Here is a 14,185-nt window from a genome sequence, read left to right as displayed (position 1 = left end):
TTTGGGATCGCGTAGCTCAGTTGGTAGAGCACTACCTTGACATGGTAGGGGCCGTTGGTTCAAGTCCAATCGTGATCACCATTTTTTGTTCTCCCGCTTGTATGGGAGTTCAGTAGGTAAAAGGAAAGACAATAATGAGCGAACCTATCGCATACCTCGTGGACGGCATGCCCGTCGATACCCAAACCGTTGCCGCAAAAAATCTCCAAGGCTCACCTCTTTTTTTTGATAACTCCGAAGCCTCTTTAGAGCTTATTCGCCACTCCACTGCCCATTTGATGGCCCATGCCATTAAGCGCCTGTACCCTGAGGCAAAATTCTTTGTGGGTCCTGTGATTGAAGATGGCTTTTATTATGATTTTCGTGTTGCTGCTAAGATTACTGAAGCAGAGCTAAAAACCATCGAAAAGACCATGCTAGAAATCCTCAAAGAGAAACACCCCATTGAGCGCTATGAATTAACCAAGGCTGAAGTTTCTCAAAAATTCGTTGCGGATGATTTAAAACAAGAAGTCCTCAAGCGGATTCCAGAAGGCGGTGTGTCTATTTATAAACAAGGGGATTTTGAAGACATTTGCCGTGGCCCCCATGTGCCCAATGTGAACCTCTTGCGCTTTTTTAAACTTACCCGTGTTTCGGGGGCGTATTTGGGTGGGGATGAAACCAGGGAAATGCTTACCCGCATTTACGGTACCGCATTTGCTGATAAAGAGACCCTTAAAGAGCATTTGGCAATGATTGAAGAAGCCAAAAAGCGCGACCACCGAAAGCTTGGCAATGAATTAAAACTCTTTACCTTTGATGAAGAAATTGGCGCAGGACTTCCTATTTGGCTTCCTAATGGTAGCCGGCTGCGCTCCAAGCTCGAGCACTTATTGTTTGCTGCACATCGCAAGCGAGGCTATCAGCCTGTGCGTGGCCCTGAGCTTCTTAAGGCCGATGCATGGAAAACCAGTGGACACTATGATAACTATGGTGAAAACATGTATTTTACGGTCATTGATGAGATGGAATACGGCATCAAGCCCATGAACTGTGTGGGCCATGTGAAGGTATTTCAAAGCGATGTGCGCTCTTATCGTGATTTGCCATTAAAGTTTTTTGAATACGGCGTGGTGCACCGCCATGAAAAAAGTGGCGTCATGCACGGCTTGTTTCGCGTGCGTGAATTTACGCAAGACGATGCCCATGTTTTTTGTACGCCCGAACAAATCAAAGAAAACGTCATTGAAATCTTAGATTTTGTTGACCAAATCATGAAAAGCTTCGGCTTCACTTATGAAATGGAAATTTCCACTAAGCCTGCCAAAGCAATCGGTGATGATGCTGTGTGGGAAAAGGCGACACAGGGCCTTAAAGATGCTTTGGACGAACACGGATTTGTGTATGGCATTGATGAGGGGGGTGGTGCTTTTTATGGCCCAAAAATCGACATCAAAATCACGGATGCCTTGAAACGTAAGTGGCAGTGTGGTACTATACAGGTGGATTTCAACTTGCCAAGCCGTTTTGAGCTTAGTTATATTGACCAACACAACGAGCGTGCGCAGCCAGTGATGATTCACCGTGCTATTTTGGGGTCGTTTGAGCGGTTTATTGGTATTTTGATTGAGCACACAGGAGGGGAGTTTCCCTTTTTTATTGCGCCCACGCAAGTGGTCATTGTGCCTATTGGCGAAGAGCACCATAGCTATGCCAAAGAAGTGGCACGCAAGTTGCTTGAACAAGGCATTGATGCGGAAGTGTCGGCCAAAAACGAGAGTTTGAACAAGCGTATTCGAACTGCTGAAAAGCAACGGGTGCCTATGATTGTAGTAGTGGGTGAAGAAGAGGTTAAAAACCAAAGTGTTGCCCTTCGAGACAGGCGAGAGCGTATGCAATCGACCCTATCTTTAGAAGAGCTCTTAGCGCAATTAAAGGAGAAAATGAGTGAGGTACGCTTTTGAGTAAACAAAAAGACGTCATGTTGAACGACGAGATACGTGCAAGTGAAGTGAGGTGTATTGGGGATGACGGTACCCAATATGGGATTATTTCCCGTAACGAAGCACTTTCGATTGCTGAGAAAATGGGCTTGGATTTAGTGCTTATTGCTCCTGAAGCCACGCCACCTGTGTGCAAGGTAATGGATTATGGTAAATTCAAGTACCAACAGGATAAAAAGCTCAAAGAAGCAAAGAAAAAGCAAAAAAGTATCGAAATAAAGGAGATTAAATTCTCTGTGAAAATCGCGCAAAATGATGTGAATTACAAAATCAAGCATGCCCGCGAGTTTCTAGAAGAGGGCAAACATGTCAAATTTCGGGTCTTCTTGCGAGGCCGAGAAATGGCTAATCCCCAAGCAGGCATCGACGTCCTTGAGCGCCTATGGCCACTTGTGGAAGATATTGCAGATCGTGACAAGGCGCCTGCCTTGGAAGGACGCTTTGTAAATATGATGACATTCCCCAAAAAAGACAACTCCAAGTAATTTAACAACACTCTAAGCATTTTTCGGCTAACATGTTTGGCTTTGAAAAATGCTTGGGGTTTCCCCTTCTATTTTCAAGAGACACAGCAAGGAGATACCATGCCGAAAATGAAAACGGTACGTGGTGCGGCAAAGCGCTTTAAAGCGACAAAAAACAAGATTAAACGCGGTTCAGCATTCCGTAGCCACATCTTGACTAAAAAGCCCACTAAGCGTATGCGCGGACTTAAAGCATCACAGTATGTTGACAGCACTAACGTCAACGGCGTGAAATTGATGCTCAATCAAAAGTAAGACAAAGGTTTTTGGCGATTTCGCCATTTGAAACACATCCCCCTCATGCAGGGAAAGTCCTCTAGAATGAGGCACCATAAGGTTAAGGAGACATAATGGCAAGAGTAAAGACTGGGGTTGTCCGACGACGACGCCATAAGAAGTTATTGAAGTTAGCGCGTGGCTTTTACAGCGGACGCCGCAAACACTTTAGAAAAGCAAAAGAGCAGCTTGAGCGCAGTCTGGTGTACGCTTACCGTGACAGACGACAGAAAAAACGAGATTTTAGACGCCTTTGGATTACGCGTATCAACGCAGCATGCCGATTAAATGACCTGAGCTACTCACGTTTCATTAATGGTCTTAATAAAGCCAACATCGTGCTTGACCGTAAAATTCTAGCTGACATGGCAATGAACGACCCTGAAGCATTTGCTGCTGTTGCTGCCAAGGCAAAAGCCGCTCTGTAATTTCTCTTTAGAGCAAGATTTCTTCTTGCCCTAAAAGCGCACCCTCTTTACATGTAAGGAGGGTGCGCACTTCTTTAAACACTTTCTAGTACCACAACGCTACTACCTTTAAACGCACAGCAACGTTTCGAATTAACGCCCTTCTTTAATAATACTTTGACGCGGATAAACAAAAACTGTGTTTCTGGTAATGCTAATTTTCTCTTTCTGATCAACAGCATAAGCCGTGATAACAATGGGAATAGGCGTGTCTTTGCGCTCATCTCGTGCAAGTTCTTGATCGGTAGAGAGAATCACAATGCGCTTGGCTTTTTGACCAGCTTGGAGTAAAAATGGTTCGCGCGGACGCTCAATACGAATGTGTGGATGGTCTACTTCAAAATGGTAAGTGTGGTCTACGCTATCAGTGTTTTGAAATAAAAATGTGTAAGCATTTTCAATACTTTTTTCTTGTACCTTGTAGAGTTCCGTGGTGCGGTTGATGTTGAGTAGCATATACTCTTTTTGAGTTCCCATAAACAGCAATAGCCCAAACACCACAGACAAAACAATACCATAGGCCAAGGTGCGAAAACGCAAAAATTTAGTGTTTCGGTGTTGGGTAAGCGCGTTAGGGCTTGTCCATGAGATAAGGGTCTCTTTTCCTAATTTATTCATGACTTTAGTACACGCATCGGCACATTCAAGGCAGTTAATGCACTCAAGCTGCATTCCTTTTCGGATGTCAATATGGGTAGGACAAATCCGAACACACGCTTCGCATCCTGTGCATTCATCGTCTTTGCCAGGAGGCTTGCTCCAAAGTTTTTTTCCGCTAGCATCAAAGACAAGGCCACCGCGTTTGGTGTCATAAAGGGTTTGTAGGGTCTCTTCGTCGTACATCACCGATTGCACGCGCGCATAAGGGCACACATAGATGCAAAAATTTTCCTTTAGCAGGAGAATATCAAAAATTAAAAACCCACTAATGGCAAACAAAAAACCAAACAAAACAGGATGTTCAGCAGGCGAGCGTAAGTAGGTAAAAAAATCCTCAGGGGGAATAAAATACCACATAAAGTTAGAAGCAACAAGAAACGCTAATCCTATCCAAATAGCAACCGCAAGCGCTTTTTTAAAGCCTTGGTTCTCTTTCGGGGGTGTTTGTTTGTTGGCGATAGTGCGACGAATGCCCAACAGTTTTGTCTCAATAAGATCACGATACACAACACGAAAAATCGTTTGAGGACATGCCCACCCGCACCACACCCTGCCACCAAGGGTGGTTACAAGGAAAACACCCAAAAACAGAAGCATTAGCAAAAAGGGCATCAGGTAAAGTTCTTGCATATCAAAGGTTGTAAACAAAAGATGCAGTTGTTTTTTATCAAAACTCAATAAGAACAAGTGGTTCCCCTCGAGGGCAATAAAGGGCAAGGCAAGAGCAACAAGGGTGATGATGCCAAAGGTTAGGTAGCGTTTTTTGTTATAAAACACTGGGGTGCAAGTAGCACAACTCATGCGTTGCCTCCCAGGGGGGGCTGTGCAATTAATTCACACTCTTTTTCTGGCTTTTTCTCTTTTGTGGGCTGTTTTGTTGGGGTAGCGTAGAGAAGTTTTTTCTTTGTTTTGGCCAGCTCTTTTAAACCTCGTGAATTAATATAATCTTTTAGTGAACTGCGGCTTACATGTAAAAGTTTAGCAATTTCACTGACGGAAATTCCCTCTTCCAAATACTCAATGACTTTGGCGCGGTAAGTGTCAAATTTAGATTGAGACATCCTTCCTTTGGGGCGCCCTTGAGAAGCTTGCTCTTTAGGGTGTATGCCTTCTTCTCGTATACGCACCAAAACAGACAGCGCATTGAGTGCGCTAAGGCTACTAGAGACAATCTCTTCGGTGTGGCATACATGTAAAGTAATGTCTCTTTTTAGCAAACATTCAAAGACCTTTGCAAGTTCATCAACGTGTGTGCTCAGAGCCCAAACATCGTAAACAAGCAGGGTTTCATTGTTGTTCAAAGAACGTAAAAATCCCTTAAACTCTTTGCGATCTTCCAAGACCAAAGACGCGTCAGAAGTCTCAATTTCAGTAGAGTGGATGGGGATGCCGTGTGTAGCCGCATACTTTAAAACATGCTGCTGCTGTTCGATAATATTAACCTTTTTGGTCATATTTTTTAGAAGTATAATTGCCATGGTGTCACCTTTTTATCACAAGTAAGAAAGTATAGCGCGACATGACGTATAAAGTCAAGGTAATAAAACGTATTTACGTCAAATTGACGAAAATAGTGAGCAGTATCAGCCTCATGAAGCGCATTGGTTGCGTAAACAGTGCTTTTTGGGTACAATACGCCTCCAAAATCATTTGAAAGGTGGTGAGAGCCAGATGCCAGGAATCAAAGTGCATCCAAATGATTCGTTTGACGAAGCATACCGAAAGTTTAAAAAGCAAACTGATCGTAATCTTGTAGTTACAGAAACACGAGCACGTCAGTATTTTGAGCCGATGACAGAAATTCGCAAGAAACAGAAAATCAGCGCGCGTAAAAAAATGCTTAAACGATTGTACATGCTACGACGTTACGAGTCACGACTCTAATCCAAATAATGCGGAGCCAAAAGGCTTCGCATTATACTCCCGTTAGTGCCAAATCCCCCATTTTAACCCTTTTTTAGACTTCTTACGTATAATAACCCCTAACGCGTTAGGCGATGGTTTTGAACGGCAAAAAGGAGACTCCATGGCAAAATTCACGGTTGCAGAAGCTTCGGACATTTTGGGCATTACCAAAGAAGCCATTTATAATCGCATCAGACGTGGCACTTTGAAAAGTGTTACTGAAGCGGGAGTAAAACATGTGGTTCTTGAAGAAGAGGCAAAATCTTCTTCAGCAAAATTTTCCCAGCCTAAAACTATTCCTCAAGATGACCTTTATGTAGAACTTCTCAAGGAACAAGTTGGTGAATTCAAGGCCCTTGTTAAAAAACTTGAAGAAGACAAAGAGCGATTGATTGCAGAAAAAGAAGCGCTGCTTGTCCACTCTAAAGAGGAAGTGGAGCGTATTTACAAAGAGCGTGACAAGCAATTAAAAGCAATTTTATCTTTAGCAACTCGCCCTTTGTTGGAAAAAACATTGCCTGCAAAAAATGAAACCATTGATGCGGATTTTGAAGAGCTAACACCTTATGAAAAGGAGTTAGTGGGAGAGCCAGTACCCGAGGAGTGGATTAACTTGGGCGTTTCTATGCAAAAAAAAGGCATCTCTGAAAAAAAACAAAAAAAGATTAACACGGCCTTAGTTCAAAAAGTTGGGTTTTGTGAGGACGTGAGAGAAGAGAATGGAACGTTGTTTATCCGACGCGGAAAGAAGCTTAAAGAACTTTTAGGAAAATCATGAATATTATACGAAAAACATCAGATTATGCGGTTGCCGGTGGTATTGGTTTACTTGTGGTGATGGGTTTGCAAGGATGCGAGCAAAAAGGGGATGAGGCGGCTTTTACAAAGGCCAGCCAGACCCAAGGCGCTTTTGTGGTTATTGGCGAAGAGCCAAACGGTGGTTATACCATCTTGGATGAGTACCCAAGTGACGTGACGCGGGTTATTTTGCGCACCCTTGATGGCAACGAGCGGATTTTGAGCGATGCGGAACTTGAAGCACTAGTAGCAGAAGAGGCCAAAAAAATAGAAGCAGGAACATCAGCACTCACAGGAGACAAGGTGAGTTCTGGTTCTATGGGTCTTGGGGAAATCGTCCTTGCTAGTATGGCGGGAGCGATGATTGGTAGTTGGATTGGAGGGCGTTTGTTTAACAGTCCTGCCTACCAACAACAACGCCAAAGTGCTTACAAAAACCCCCAGACTTATAGTCGTAGCGTGAACAGCTTTCAAAAAGCACGGGCTACTGGCACGACAAGCAGTACACCAAAACGCAGCGGCTTTTTCGGCTCCAGTGGTGGCACCAGCCAAACGGGTGCTGTGAGTGGAGGCTAGGGTGGTAGAGACCTTACATGTAAAGCCTTTAACACAGGAATTTTTAGAATCCATTGGTTTTTGGTGGCACACAGACCCTGACCAAACCCCTTATCTAACCGACACGTTAGTGTGTGTTAGTGAGGCGGAAGCTAACGCCTACTATGAGGCGGCCAATACAGCTTATGAGATGATGGTGGCAGGGGCCGAGCATGTAATTAGGCACAACTTGTTTCATGAGCTTGGCATTCCTTTTAATCTTGTGGAACTTATTCGCGACTCGTGGGAAAATGATGTGCATTGGCACCTCTACGGACGGTTTGATTTTTCAGGAGGCCTTGGTGGGGCGCCCATCAAGCTGATAGAGTTTAATGCCGACACGCCCACGGCATTGTACGAAACCGCCATCATCCAGTGGGCACACCTTAAATACAATGGACTCAATGAAGCCGCGCAGTTTAACACTCTTTACGAAGCGCTCAAAGAAAATTTCAAGCGTCTTGTGGTGTTTGAGGGCGACACTGAGGCATTTGGACGCCACTATGAGGGGTGGAAAATTCTTTTTTCTTGTATGGGTGGTAGCATCGAAGATGAGGTGACTACGAAACTGCTACAAGCTGCGGCCAATGAGGCAGGGTTTCATACGGACTTTGCCTTTGTAGATGCTGTGGGTTTTAACGACGAAGAGGGAATTTTCAAAGGGGAAGAGCAGTTTGAGTATTGGTTTAAACTCATTCCGTGGGAAGCGATTGCGGTGGAAGAGGGAACCTTGGCGTTGACCCTGGAAAACATCATTAAAAACCAAAAAGCGATTATCCTCAATCCCGCTTACACCCTTTTGTTTCAAAGCAAAGGGATGTTGAAGATTTTATGGGAGTTGTTTCCTGATCACCCGTTGTTGCTAGAAGCGCGTTTTGAACCTTTACATGTAAAGCAAGTGCAAAAGCCGATGTTTGGAAGAGAAGGGGCAAATGTGCACATCTTGGACGCTGCAGGCCATCCCGTGCTGGAGAAGGGTGGCGTGTACGGTCACCACCCCAAAGTGTTTCAAGCGTACGCTCCTTTTATGGAAGATGGCAACAAGGAACGTTATCAGGCAGGCGTCTTTTTTGCTTACGAGGGGTGTGGGCTTGGGTTTCGCCGTGGCGGTGAGATTTTAGATAATTATTCCAAATTTGTAGGACATGTGATTAAGGAGAGTCTATGAAATTAGTATTATTAGATGCCAAGACATTAGGAAAAGATGCGGATTTAAAAGTTTTTGAGTGCTTTGGCGAAACAGTAAGTTATGAAACAACTTTGCCCGAACAGACGGTTTCGCGCCTTGAGGGCGCAACGGTTGCCATCACCAACAAAGTCAAAATCGGCAAAGCCGTTATGGAGGCGTGTCCTCAGCTCAAACTCATTTGCATTACCGCAACAGGCACAGATAACATTGACCTTGAGACAGCTAAAGCCTTGGGGATTGAAGTGAAAAACGTGGCGGGGTATTCGACCCATTCGGTAGCCCAGCATACCTTTGCTTTGGTGTTAGAGCTGCTAACACACGTGAGTTATTACGACGGGTTTGTCAAAAATGACGGCTGGGTGCAAAGCCCTATTTTTACCCACATCGACAATCCCATCCGTGAGATTCATGGGAAAAATTGGGGCATTATCGGCCTTGGAGCTATTGGCAGACAAGTGGCGCAGATTGCTACGGCGTTTGGCGCAACGGTGTGCTATCACTCCGCTTCAGGTTCCAAAAGAGAAGAGCCGTACCCGCACAAGAGCCTTGAAGCGCTTCTTAAAGAGTGTGATATCGTGAGCATTCATGCGCCCTTTAATGCGCACACCCAAGGACTCATCAGTGCAAAAGAGCTCTCTTGGATGCGCCAAGATGCATTGCTCATCAACGTAGGGCGCGGCGGCATTGTGGATGAAGTGGCACTCAAAGAGGCCCTTGAAGCTCAGAAGATTTACGCAGGGTTTGATGTGCTAGCTATTGAGCCCATGGATCCTAACGCGCCTTTGCGAAGCCTTACATGTAAAGAACGCTTGGTGCTCACGCCTCATGTGGCATGGGCGAGCATTGAAGCGCGCACAACGCTCATTGGGCTAGTTGTAAAAAATATTGAAACATTCTTAAGGAGTTATCGTGGCTAAAGAACACAGTTTTGACATTACCGCTGAAGTGGACAAACAAGAGTTAAAAAACGCGTTAGAACAAGCCAAAAAAGAGGTGGCAAACCGGTACGATTTTAAAGGACTGCTTGCCGAGATTGACTACAATGAAAAGGCCAAAGTGATTACCCTCACAAGCACCAGTGATGCAAAAGTGGAGGCAATAAAAGAGATTGTTATCTCAAAAGTTATCAAACGTAGCATTGCCTCAGAAGCCATTAAAGAGCTTAAGCGTGAAAGCGTGGGCGGGGGAAATACAAAGCTAACTTTGCAAGTGGTGGATGTGATTTCCAGCGACGATGCAAAGAAAATTGTCAAAGAAATTAAAGCTCAAAAACTCAAAGTCCAAGCAAGCATTCGCGGAGAAGAGGTGCGCGTGACCGCCAAAGCGATTGACGATTTGCAAGCATGTATCAAGATGGTAAAAGAGATGGAGCTTCCCCTGCCTCTTTCGTTTACAAACTTTTCCTAACATGCACACGTACGAGCCCACCCCTACACCCAAAACCCTCAGGTGCAAACTGTTCGCGTGGGGAATTGGGCTTGGCATTTGGGGCGGGCCTTTTATTTTGGTTTTTCTGGGGTGGTGGAAATTTCATTGGAGTGCGGGTGCGTTAGGTGGGCTGTTTGGGTATTTGTTAGCAGGTATCATTAGCAGTAAAATGCGCCAGTTAAGCATCCCCCAAGACCAACGAGAAATCTCTTTTACCTCTTTTGAAATTGCCAAGTGGTACGTGGTGCGTTATTTGTGCTGTGATGCGGTTCGCTAAAGTTTACGTAGAGCTCACCAACGCATGTGGGCAGGCGTGCTCTTTTTGCCCCTCTAGGCCTAAGCAAAAACGCGTCATGAGCCTTGAGAGTTTTGGCCATGTCCTTTTGGAGTTAAAACCCTACACTAAAACCCTTGCTTTGCATGTTTTTGGCGACCCTTTGATGCTTGAAAATATCAAAGAATACATGGACTTAGCCCACGCTAGTGGTTTTGGCATCCATCTTGTTACTAGTGGGTTTCGACTCAGTATGCACAAAAAGACTTTATTGTCACACCCTGCGCTCATTCAGCTTAACATTTCCCTCAATAGTGCCCTGGGCCAATGCGAAGAAAAATTGCGAACGTATTTGGAAGAAATTATGACATGGTGTGAATACAAACGCCACCATGCGCCAAGGCCATTTGTAAACTTACGCTTATGGAATAAAGGTGGCGATGCGCGTGATGCGGATTTTTCTTTGGCAATAGAGACATTTTTTTCTCACACGTTTTTTCACACGCCCATGTTAGAATGGAACGTTGAGAAAAAGGTATGTCAATTGGACACGAAAATACGTTTGCACAAGGAACAGTATTTTATGTGGCCTTCATTAAGTGCGCCTGTTGTGCCAGATGGGTTTTGCCATGGACTCCATTCCCATATTGGTGTTTTAAGTGATGGAACAGTGGTACCTTGCTGTTTAGACGGGGAGGGTGTTTTGATGCTCGGAAATCTTTTTATTCAGCCACTTTATGGTATTTTAGCGTCCCAAAAAGCCCAGGAGATACGTCGTGGATTTGACGAAAAAAAACCTCCAGAACCTTTGTGTCAACGGTGCGATTTTCGAAAGCGTTTTTTATAATAAATTTCTTGTAAAACCCATTACAAGAAATTTAAAATTTACACTCAATTTACACAGCCTCGTTACAATGCGGCCATAATTAAGGAGAAACAACGATGCCATTAAATTTTGTTCAATCATCCACAGTGTTTTGGGCTGAAAAAATTATGCGGAAGTCTTTGGCTAACCACCTTGTTATCACGCCAGTCAAAGAAGAGATAAAGCGCAAAGCAAAACCTGGACACACTTACATGCTTTACATTCACATTCCTTTTTGTCATACGTTTTGTTCTTACTGCTCTTTTCATAAATTTTATTACAACGAAGAAAAGGCATTACAGTATTTTTCTTTTGTACGGCACGAATTGCGCAAGGTAAAAGAGCAGGGGTATGATTTTGAAACCTTGTATGTAGGTGGCGGTACAACGCTTATAAATGAACCAGAACTTATTAAGACGTTAGAATACGCCAAAAGCCTTTTTAATATCAAAGAAGTTTCTTGTGAAAGTGACCCAAACCACCTTGCACCAAATAGCTTGCGTCGCTTTCGTGGGTTGATTGACCGTCTTTCCATCGGGGTGCAAAGTTTTGATGACACGCTTTTAAAACGCATTGGACGGTATGAAAAATTTGGCTCAGGCGCGCAAATTCAAGAAAAGCTTTTGAAAATGGCAGGTATTTTGCCTACCACAAGTATTGATTTAATTTTTAACTTTCCAGGCCAAACAGAAGAACAGCTTTTACGTGATGTAATTACAGCGCAAGCGTTGGATATTGATCAAATTACAACCTACCCTCTCATGCAGTCAAATCTTATGAAGAAGTCTATCTCGAAGGCATTTGATGGGCAAAAAAGTGACAATGAACACCGTTTTTATGAGCTCATTCGAGGCGCCATGAACCAGTACCGTCCTGTTAATGGGTGGGCTTTTTCTCGCCAAGAAGAGAAGCTAAGTGATGAATATGTGGGAAGCCATAGCGAATATGTGGGTGTTGGAAGTGGTTCTTTTAGCTTTTTGGAGGGCACTTTGTACGTTAATGCTTTTGATTTGGACCAATATATGGACAAGGTAGCCAACGAAGAGAGTGCTGTTATTGCTTCATGTGCGTTCACTCCTAAGCAACGGGTGCAGTATCAGTTCATGACCTCTTTGTTCGATGGCATGGTAGATATTGCCCAGTTTAATCAAATGCTCAAAACCAATGTAGAACGGGTAATGGGTAAGGAAATTACCATGCTAAAACTTGCCGGTGCTATTGAGATTTCTGATGGTGTGATTGTCCCTACAGAATTTGGGAGTTATGTTTCTTTGGTGTTGATGCGAGAGTTTTATGCAGGCATGGACGGGGTGCGCGCGATGTTTCGGTCCCAGCCCAAAGTCGATAAAATTGTCAACCTATAGTAGTATTGCAATGGAGTAACCCATGAAAAAAGCCTACCGCCTTGTGCATGATGAAAACCTGTGTATCGGGTGCCAAGCATGCAACATTGCGTGTAGGGCTGAAAACCATATTCCTCTGGAGGTTTACAGGCTTCAGGTTTTTGTTGCTGTGCGCCCTGAGGCGGCCACAATGGATTTTACCCGAAGTGCGTGTGTTATGTGTGATAACGCTCCTTGTGTGAGCGTATGTCCAACGCGAGCTACTTTTCAAATGCGTGATGGTATTGTCTTAGTAGATGAAAAACGGTGTGTTTCGTGTAAGTATTGCGCACTAGCATGCCCGTACGGTGCGCGCTATACAGACCCCCTGACCAAGGCATTACAAAAGTGTGATTTTTGTTATCAAAAACGTATTTTAAAAGGAGAACTTCCTGCTTGTGTTGAAGTTTGTCCGACAGATGCGCTTGTATTTGGAGACATGAACGACCCCCATAGTCCTGTGACCCAAAAACTCAAAAACTCCTTTAGTTTTTATCCACAATCCCATCTTGGCACAAAGCCAAAAGTAGCCATCATTCCCAATAAAAAAGGATTGCGCTATGAGTAATATGTGGGGGAGTATGGCGCAACACGAGGTCATCCATTGGCCATGGCCTATTGCAGTGTATCTGTTTTTGGCAGGACTGAGCGCGGGTTCAATGCTCGTGGCGCTTTTAGTGAAGTGGAGTCGCCATGAGCGCAACACGAACTCCATCTGGGATGCCATGGTAAAGGCGGGTGCACTGATTGCTCCTGGGGCAATTATCTTGGGGCTCATGTTACTTATTTTGGATTTAGGAAAGCCCCTTTCGTTTTTTTGGTTGCTTGTTTATTATAATCCTACGTCTGTCATGTCTCTTGGTATTATTATTTTGCTTATTTATACCCCGCTCTCTTTGCTGTTTACTTTGATGATTTTTGAGGAAACAGTTAAGCGCCACAAACTATTGCGCCTATTTTTGCCTCTTGTGATGTTTATACGTTCATTTTCCCATCGTGCCAAAGAGTTAGAATATTTTTTGTTTACCTTTGCCTTGGGAGTGGGGGCTTATACGGGATTTTTGCTCTCAGCAATTCAAGCGGTGCCTATGTGGAATAATCCTATTTTGCCCATTTTGTTTTTAACTTCAGGTATTTCAGCAGGGATTGCATCCAATATTTTAGTAGGACTTTTATTTTTTAAAAGCTCTATTAATCCTGAGAGTGTGAAGTACCTTTTGGTTTTGGACATGCGGGCAGTAATGAGTGAGATTCCTCTTATTGTCATGCTTTTCCTTGGCATGTTTTACAGTGGAGAAGGGGGCATGGAGGCAGCTAAGGCGGCTCTTAGTGAAGGGTATTTGGCGTGGATTTTTTGGGGTGGAGTCGTGGGTGTTGGACTGCTAACCCCCTTGGTTATTGCCCTGACTGCACTGCGCAGCCATGTGTATCGCATGGGCTTTATTGTGGCCAATGCCATGATTGTTCTTTTGGGTGTTTTTCTGCTACGATACTACATTATTTACGCTGGCCAGACCTTTACTGGCGCCTAAAGCGCACATCAACCTCTGGGGATATTCATGAAGATTCTTTTGCTTGAAGATGACTACAATTATCGTGAAAGTATTAAGGAATACCTTGAGATGTTGGGTTTCGAGGTGGATGATTTTGATAATGGCGCGGATGCCCTCGATAGTATTTATGAAAAAACCTATTATCTGTTAATTTTAGACATCAAGGTTCCTGAGGTTAGTGGCCATGAGATTATCCGCTATGTAAAAGAGTCAGGGATCAAGGTGCCAATTATGATTATCACTTCTTTGGTGGACATTGACAATGTGGCCATTGGGTATGAGCTT

18 protein-coding genes and 1 tRNA gene are annotated in these 14,185 nt (G+C 44.1%); 17 read left to right on the top strand and 2 right to left on the bottom strand.

What is annotated here, in order from left to right:
- The first annotated feature begins 5 nt into the window (after window positions 1-5).
- From JWV37_RS04555 to rplT, 5 genes are all read left to right on the top strand, one after another.
- Window positions 6-81: transfer RNA gene (locus tag JWV37_RS04555), tRNA-Val, on the top strand.
- A 50-nt stretch (window positions 82-131) separates the two neighbouring features.
- A complete protein-coding gene (thrS, locus tag JWV37_RS04550) occupies window positions 132-1,946 on the top strand; it encodes a threonine--tRNA ligase (RefSeq protein ID WP_369407654.1) in 1,815 nt (604 codons plus the stop codon).
- Window positions 1,943-2,470: a translation initiation factor IF-3 gene (gene infC, locus JWV37_RS04545; protein WP_205458595.1), complete on the top strand. Its 528-nt coding sequence runs from the start codon at window positions 1,943-1,945 to the stop codon at window positions 2,468-2,470. The genes thrS and infC overlap by 4 nt, the downstream gene beginning before the upstream one ends.
- Before the next feature lie 99 nt (window positions 2,471-2,569).
- Window positions 2,570-2,764 carry a 50S ribosomal protein L35 gene (gene rpmI / locus JWV37_RS04540; protein ID WP_205458594.1) on the top strand — a complete coding sequence of 65 codons (195 nt, stop codon included), beginning with the start codon at window positions 2,570-2,572 and terminating at the stop codon, window positions 2,762-2,764.
- A gap of 95 nt (window positions 2,765-2,859) precedes the next feature.
- On the top strand, window positions 2,860-3,213 hold the full coding sequence (gene rplT / locus JWV37_RS04535; RefSeq protein WP_205458593.1) for a 50S ribosomal protein L20: 354 nt from the start codon (window positions 2,860-2,862) through the stop codon (window positions 3,211-3,213).
- A gap of 132 nt (window positions 3,214-3,345) precedes the next feature.
- Here the strand turns inward: rplT and ccoG are convergent, their stop codons facing one another.
- Together ccoG and JWV37_RS04525 are read right to left on the bottom strand one after the other, a co-directional pair.
- The gene (gene ccoG, locus JWV37_RS04530) at window positions 3,346-4,713 is read right to left on the bottom strand and encodes a cytochrome c oxidase accessory protein CcoG (protein ID WP_205458592.1); all 1,368 of its coding nucleotides are present in this window, start codon (window positions 4,711-4,713) and stop codon (window positions 3,346-3,348) included.
- The gene (locus tag JWV37_RS04525; protein WP_205458591.1) at window positions 4,710-5,390 is read right to left on the bottom strand and encodes a helix-turn-helix domain-containing protein; all 681 of its coding nucleotides are present in this window, start codon (window positions 5,388-5,390) and stop codon (window positions 4,710-4,712) included. Before JWV37_RS04525 ends, ccoG begins: the two co-directional genes overlap by 4 nt.
- 193 nt (window positions 5,391-5,583) lie before the next feature.
- Between JWV37_RS04525 and rpsU the strand changes: the two genes are divergently transcribed.
- The 12 genes from rpsU to JWV37_RS04465 all read left to right on the top strand — a co-directional run.
- Window positions 5,584-5,796, top strand: a complete 213-nt coding sequence (rpsU, locus tag JWV37_RS04520; RefSeq protein WP_205458666.1) for a 30S ribosomal protein S21 — start codon at window positions 5,584-5,586, stop codon at window positions 5,794-5,796.
- 142 nt (window positions 5,797-5,938) lie between these two features.
- Entirely contained in the window at window positions 5,939-6,595 is a 657-nt protein-coding gene (locus tag JWV37_RS04515) for an integrase (RefSeq protein ID WP_205458590.1), read from the top strand.
- Window positions 6,592-7,191, top strand: coding sequence for a UPF0323 family lipoprotein (locus tag JWV37_RS04510; protein ID WP_205458589.1), 600 nt, complete (start codon window positions 6,592-6,594; stop codon window positions 7,189-7,191). Before JWV37_RS04515 ends, JWV37_RS04510 begins: the two co-directional genes overlap by 4 nt.
- 1 nt (window position 7,192) lies before the next feature.
- Complete coding sequence (locus JWV37_RS04505; RefSeq protein WP_205458588.1) at window positions 7,193-8,377, top strand: glutathionylspermidine synthase family protein; 1,185 nt, start codon at window positions 7,193-7,195, stop codon at window positions 8,375-8,377.
- A complete protein-coding gene (locus tag JWV37_RS04500) occupies window positions 8,374-9,315 on the top strand; it encodes a D-2-hydroxyacid dehydrogenase (RefSeq protein ID WP_205458587.1) in 942 nt (313 codons plus the stop codon). The genes JWV37_RS04505 and JWV37_RS04500 overlap by 4 nt, the downstream gene beginning before the upstream one ends.
- Complete coding sequence (locus JWV37_RS04495; protein WP_205458586.1) at window positions 9,308-9,805, top strand: YajQ family cyclic di-GMP-binding protein; 498 nt, start codon at window positions 9,308-9,310, stop codon at window positions 9,803-9,805. The genes JWV37_RS04500 and JWV37_RS04495 overlap by 8 nt, the downstream gene beginning before the upstream one ends.
- A gap of 1 nt (window position 9,806) precedes the next feature.
- Entirely contained in the window at window positions 9,807-10,103 is a 297-nt protein-coding gene (locus tag JWV37_RS04490) for a hypothetical protein (protein ID WP_205458585.1), read from the top strand.
- Window positions 10,090-10,947, top strand: a complete 858-nt coding sequence (locus tag JWV37_RS04485; RefSeq protein ID WP_205458584.1) for a radical SAM/SPASM domain-containing protein — start codon at window positions 10,090-10,092, stop codon at window positions 10,945-10,947. Before JWV37_RS04490 ends, JWV37_RS04485 begins: the two co-directional genes overlap by 14 nt.
- A gap of 95 nt (window positions 10,948-11,042) precedes the next feature.
- Window positions 11,043-12,329: a coproporphyrinogen III oxidase family protein gene (locus JWV37_RS04480; RefSeq protein WP_205458583.1), complete on the top strand. Its 1,287-nt coding sequence runs from the start codon at window positions 11,043-11,045 to the stop codon at window positions 12,327-12,329.
- 22 nt (window positions 12,330-12,351) lie between these two features.
- The gene (locus JWV37_RS04475; protein WP_205458582.1) at window positions 12,352-12,915 is read left to right on the top strand and encodes a 4Fe-4S dicluster domain-containing protein; all 564 of its coding nucleotides are present in this window, start codon (window positions 12,352-12,354) and stop codon (window positions 12,913-12,915) included.
- Window positions 12,908-13,879 (top strand): NrfD/PsrC family molybdoenzyme membrane anchor subunit, encoded by a 972-nt coding sequence (gene nrfD, locus JWV37_RS04470; protein WP_205458581.1) that lies wholly within the window; start codon window positions 12,908-12,910, stop codon window positions 13,877-13,879. Before JWV37_RS04475 ends, nrfD begins: the two co-directional genes overlap by 8 nt.
- A 27-nt stretch (window positions 13,880-13,906) precedes the next feature.
- Window positions 13,907-14,185, top strand: a 279-nt coding sequence (locus JWV37_RS04465; RefSeq protein WP_205458580.1) for a response regulator transcription factor, incomplete at its 3' end; no start/stop codon positions are given.

This window comes from Sulfurospirillum tamanense, assembly GCF_016937535.1.
GTDB lineage: Bacteria > Campylobacterota > Campylobacteria > Campylobacterales > Campylobacteraceae > Sulfurospirillum_B > Sulfurospirillum_B tamanense.
Note: the sequence above shows the minus strand (reverse complement) of the source record. Positions and strands in the feature narration are given on the sequence as shown.

Excerpts from the sequence above, each read along its gene's own strand:
- JWV37_RS04525 (WP_205458591.1), bottom strand. The coding sequence starts at position 5,390 with ATGGCAATTATACTTCTAAAAAATATGACCAAAAAGGTTAATATTATC.
- JWV37_RS04510 (WP_205458589.1), top strand. The coding sequence starts at position 6,592 with ATGAATATTATACGAAAAACATCAGATTATGCGGTTGCCGGTGGTATT.
- JWV37_RS04475 (WP_205458582.1), top strand. The coding sequence starts at position 12,352 with ATGAAAAAAGCCTACCGCCTTGTGCATGATGAAAACCTGTGTATCGGG.
- nrfD (WP_205458581.1), top strand. The coding sequence starts at position 12,908 with ATGAGTAATATGTGGGGGAGTATGGCGCAACACGAGGTCATCCATTGG.
- JWV37_RS04515 (WP_205458590.1), top strand. The coding sequence starts at position 5,939 with ATGGCAAAATTCACGGTTGCAGAAGCTTCGGACATTTTGGGCATTACC.
- rpsU (WP_205458666.1), top strand. The coding sequence starts at position 5,584 with ATGCCAGGAATCAAAGTGCATCCAAATGATTCGTTTGACGAAGCATAC.
- JWV37_RS04490 (WP_205458585.1), top strand. The coding sequence starts at position 9,807 with ATGCACACGTACGAGCCCACCCCTACACCCAAAACCCTCAGGTGCAAA.
- JWV37_RS04480 (WP_205458583.1), top strand. The coding sequence starts at position 11,043 with ATGCCATTAAATTTTGTTCAATCATCCACAGTGTTTTGGGCTGAAAAA.
- JWV37_RS04500 (WP_205458587.1), top strand. The coding sequence starts at position 8,374 with ATGAAATTAGTATTATTAGATGCCAAGACATTAGGAAAAGATGCGGAT.
- rpmI (WP_205458594.1), top strand. The coding sequence starts at position 2,570 with ATGCCGAAAATGAAAACGGTACGTGGTGCGGCAAAGCGCTTTAAAGCG.
- ccoG (WP_205458592.1), bottom strand. The coding sequence starts at position 4,713 with ATGAGTTGTGCTACTTGCACCCCAGTGTTTTATAACAAAAAACGCTAC.
- JWV37_RS04485 (WP_205458584.1), top strand. The coding sequence starts at position 10,090 with ATGCGGTTCGCTAAAGTTTACGTAGAGCTCACCAACGCATGTGGGCAG.
- rplT (WP_205458593.1), top strand. The coding sequence starts at position 2,860 with ATGGCAAGAGTAAAGACTGGGGTTGTCCGACGACGACGCCATAAGAAG.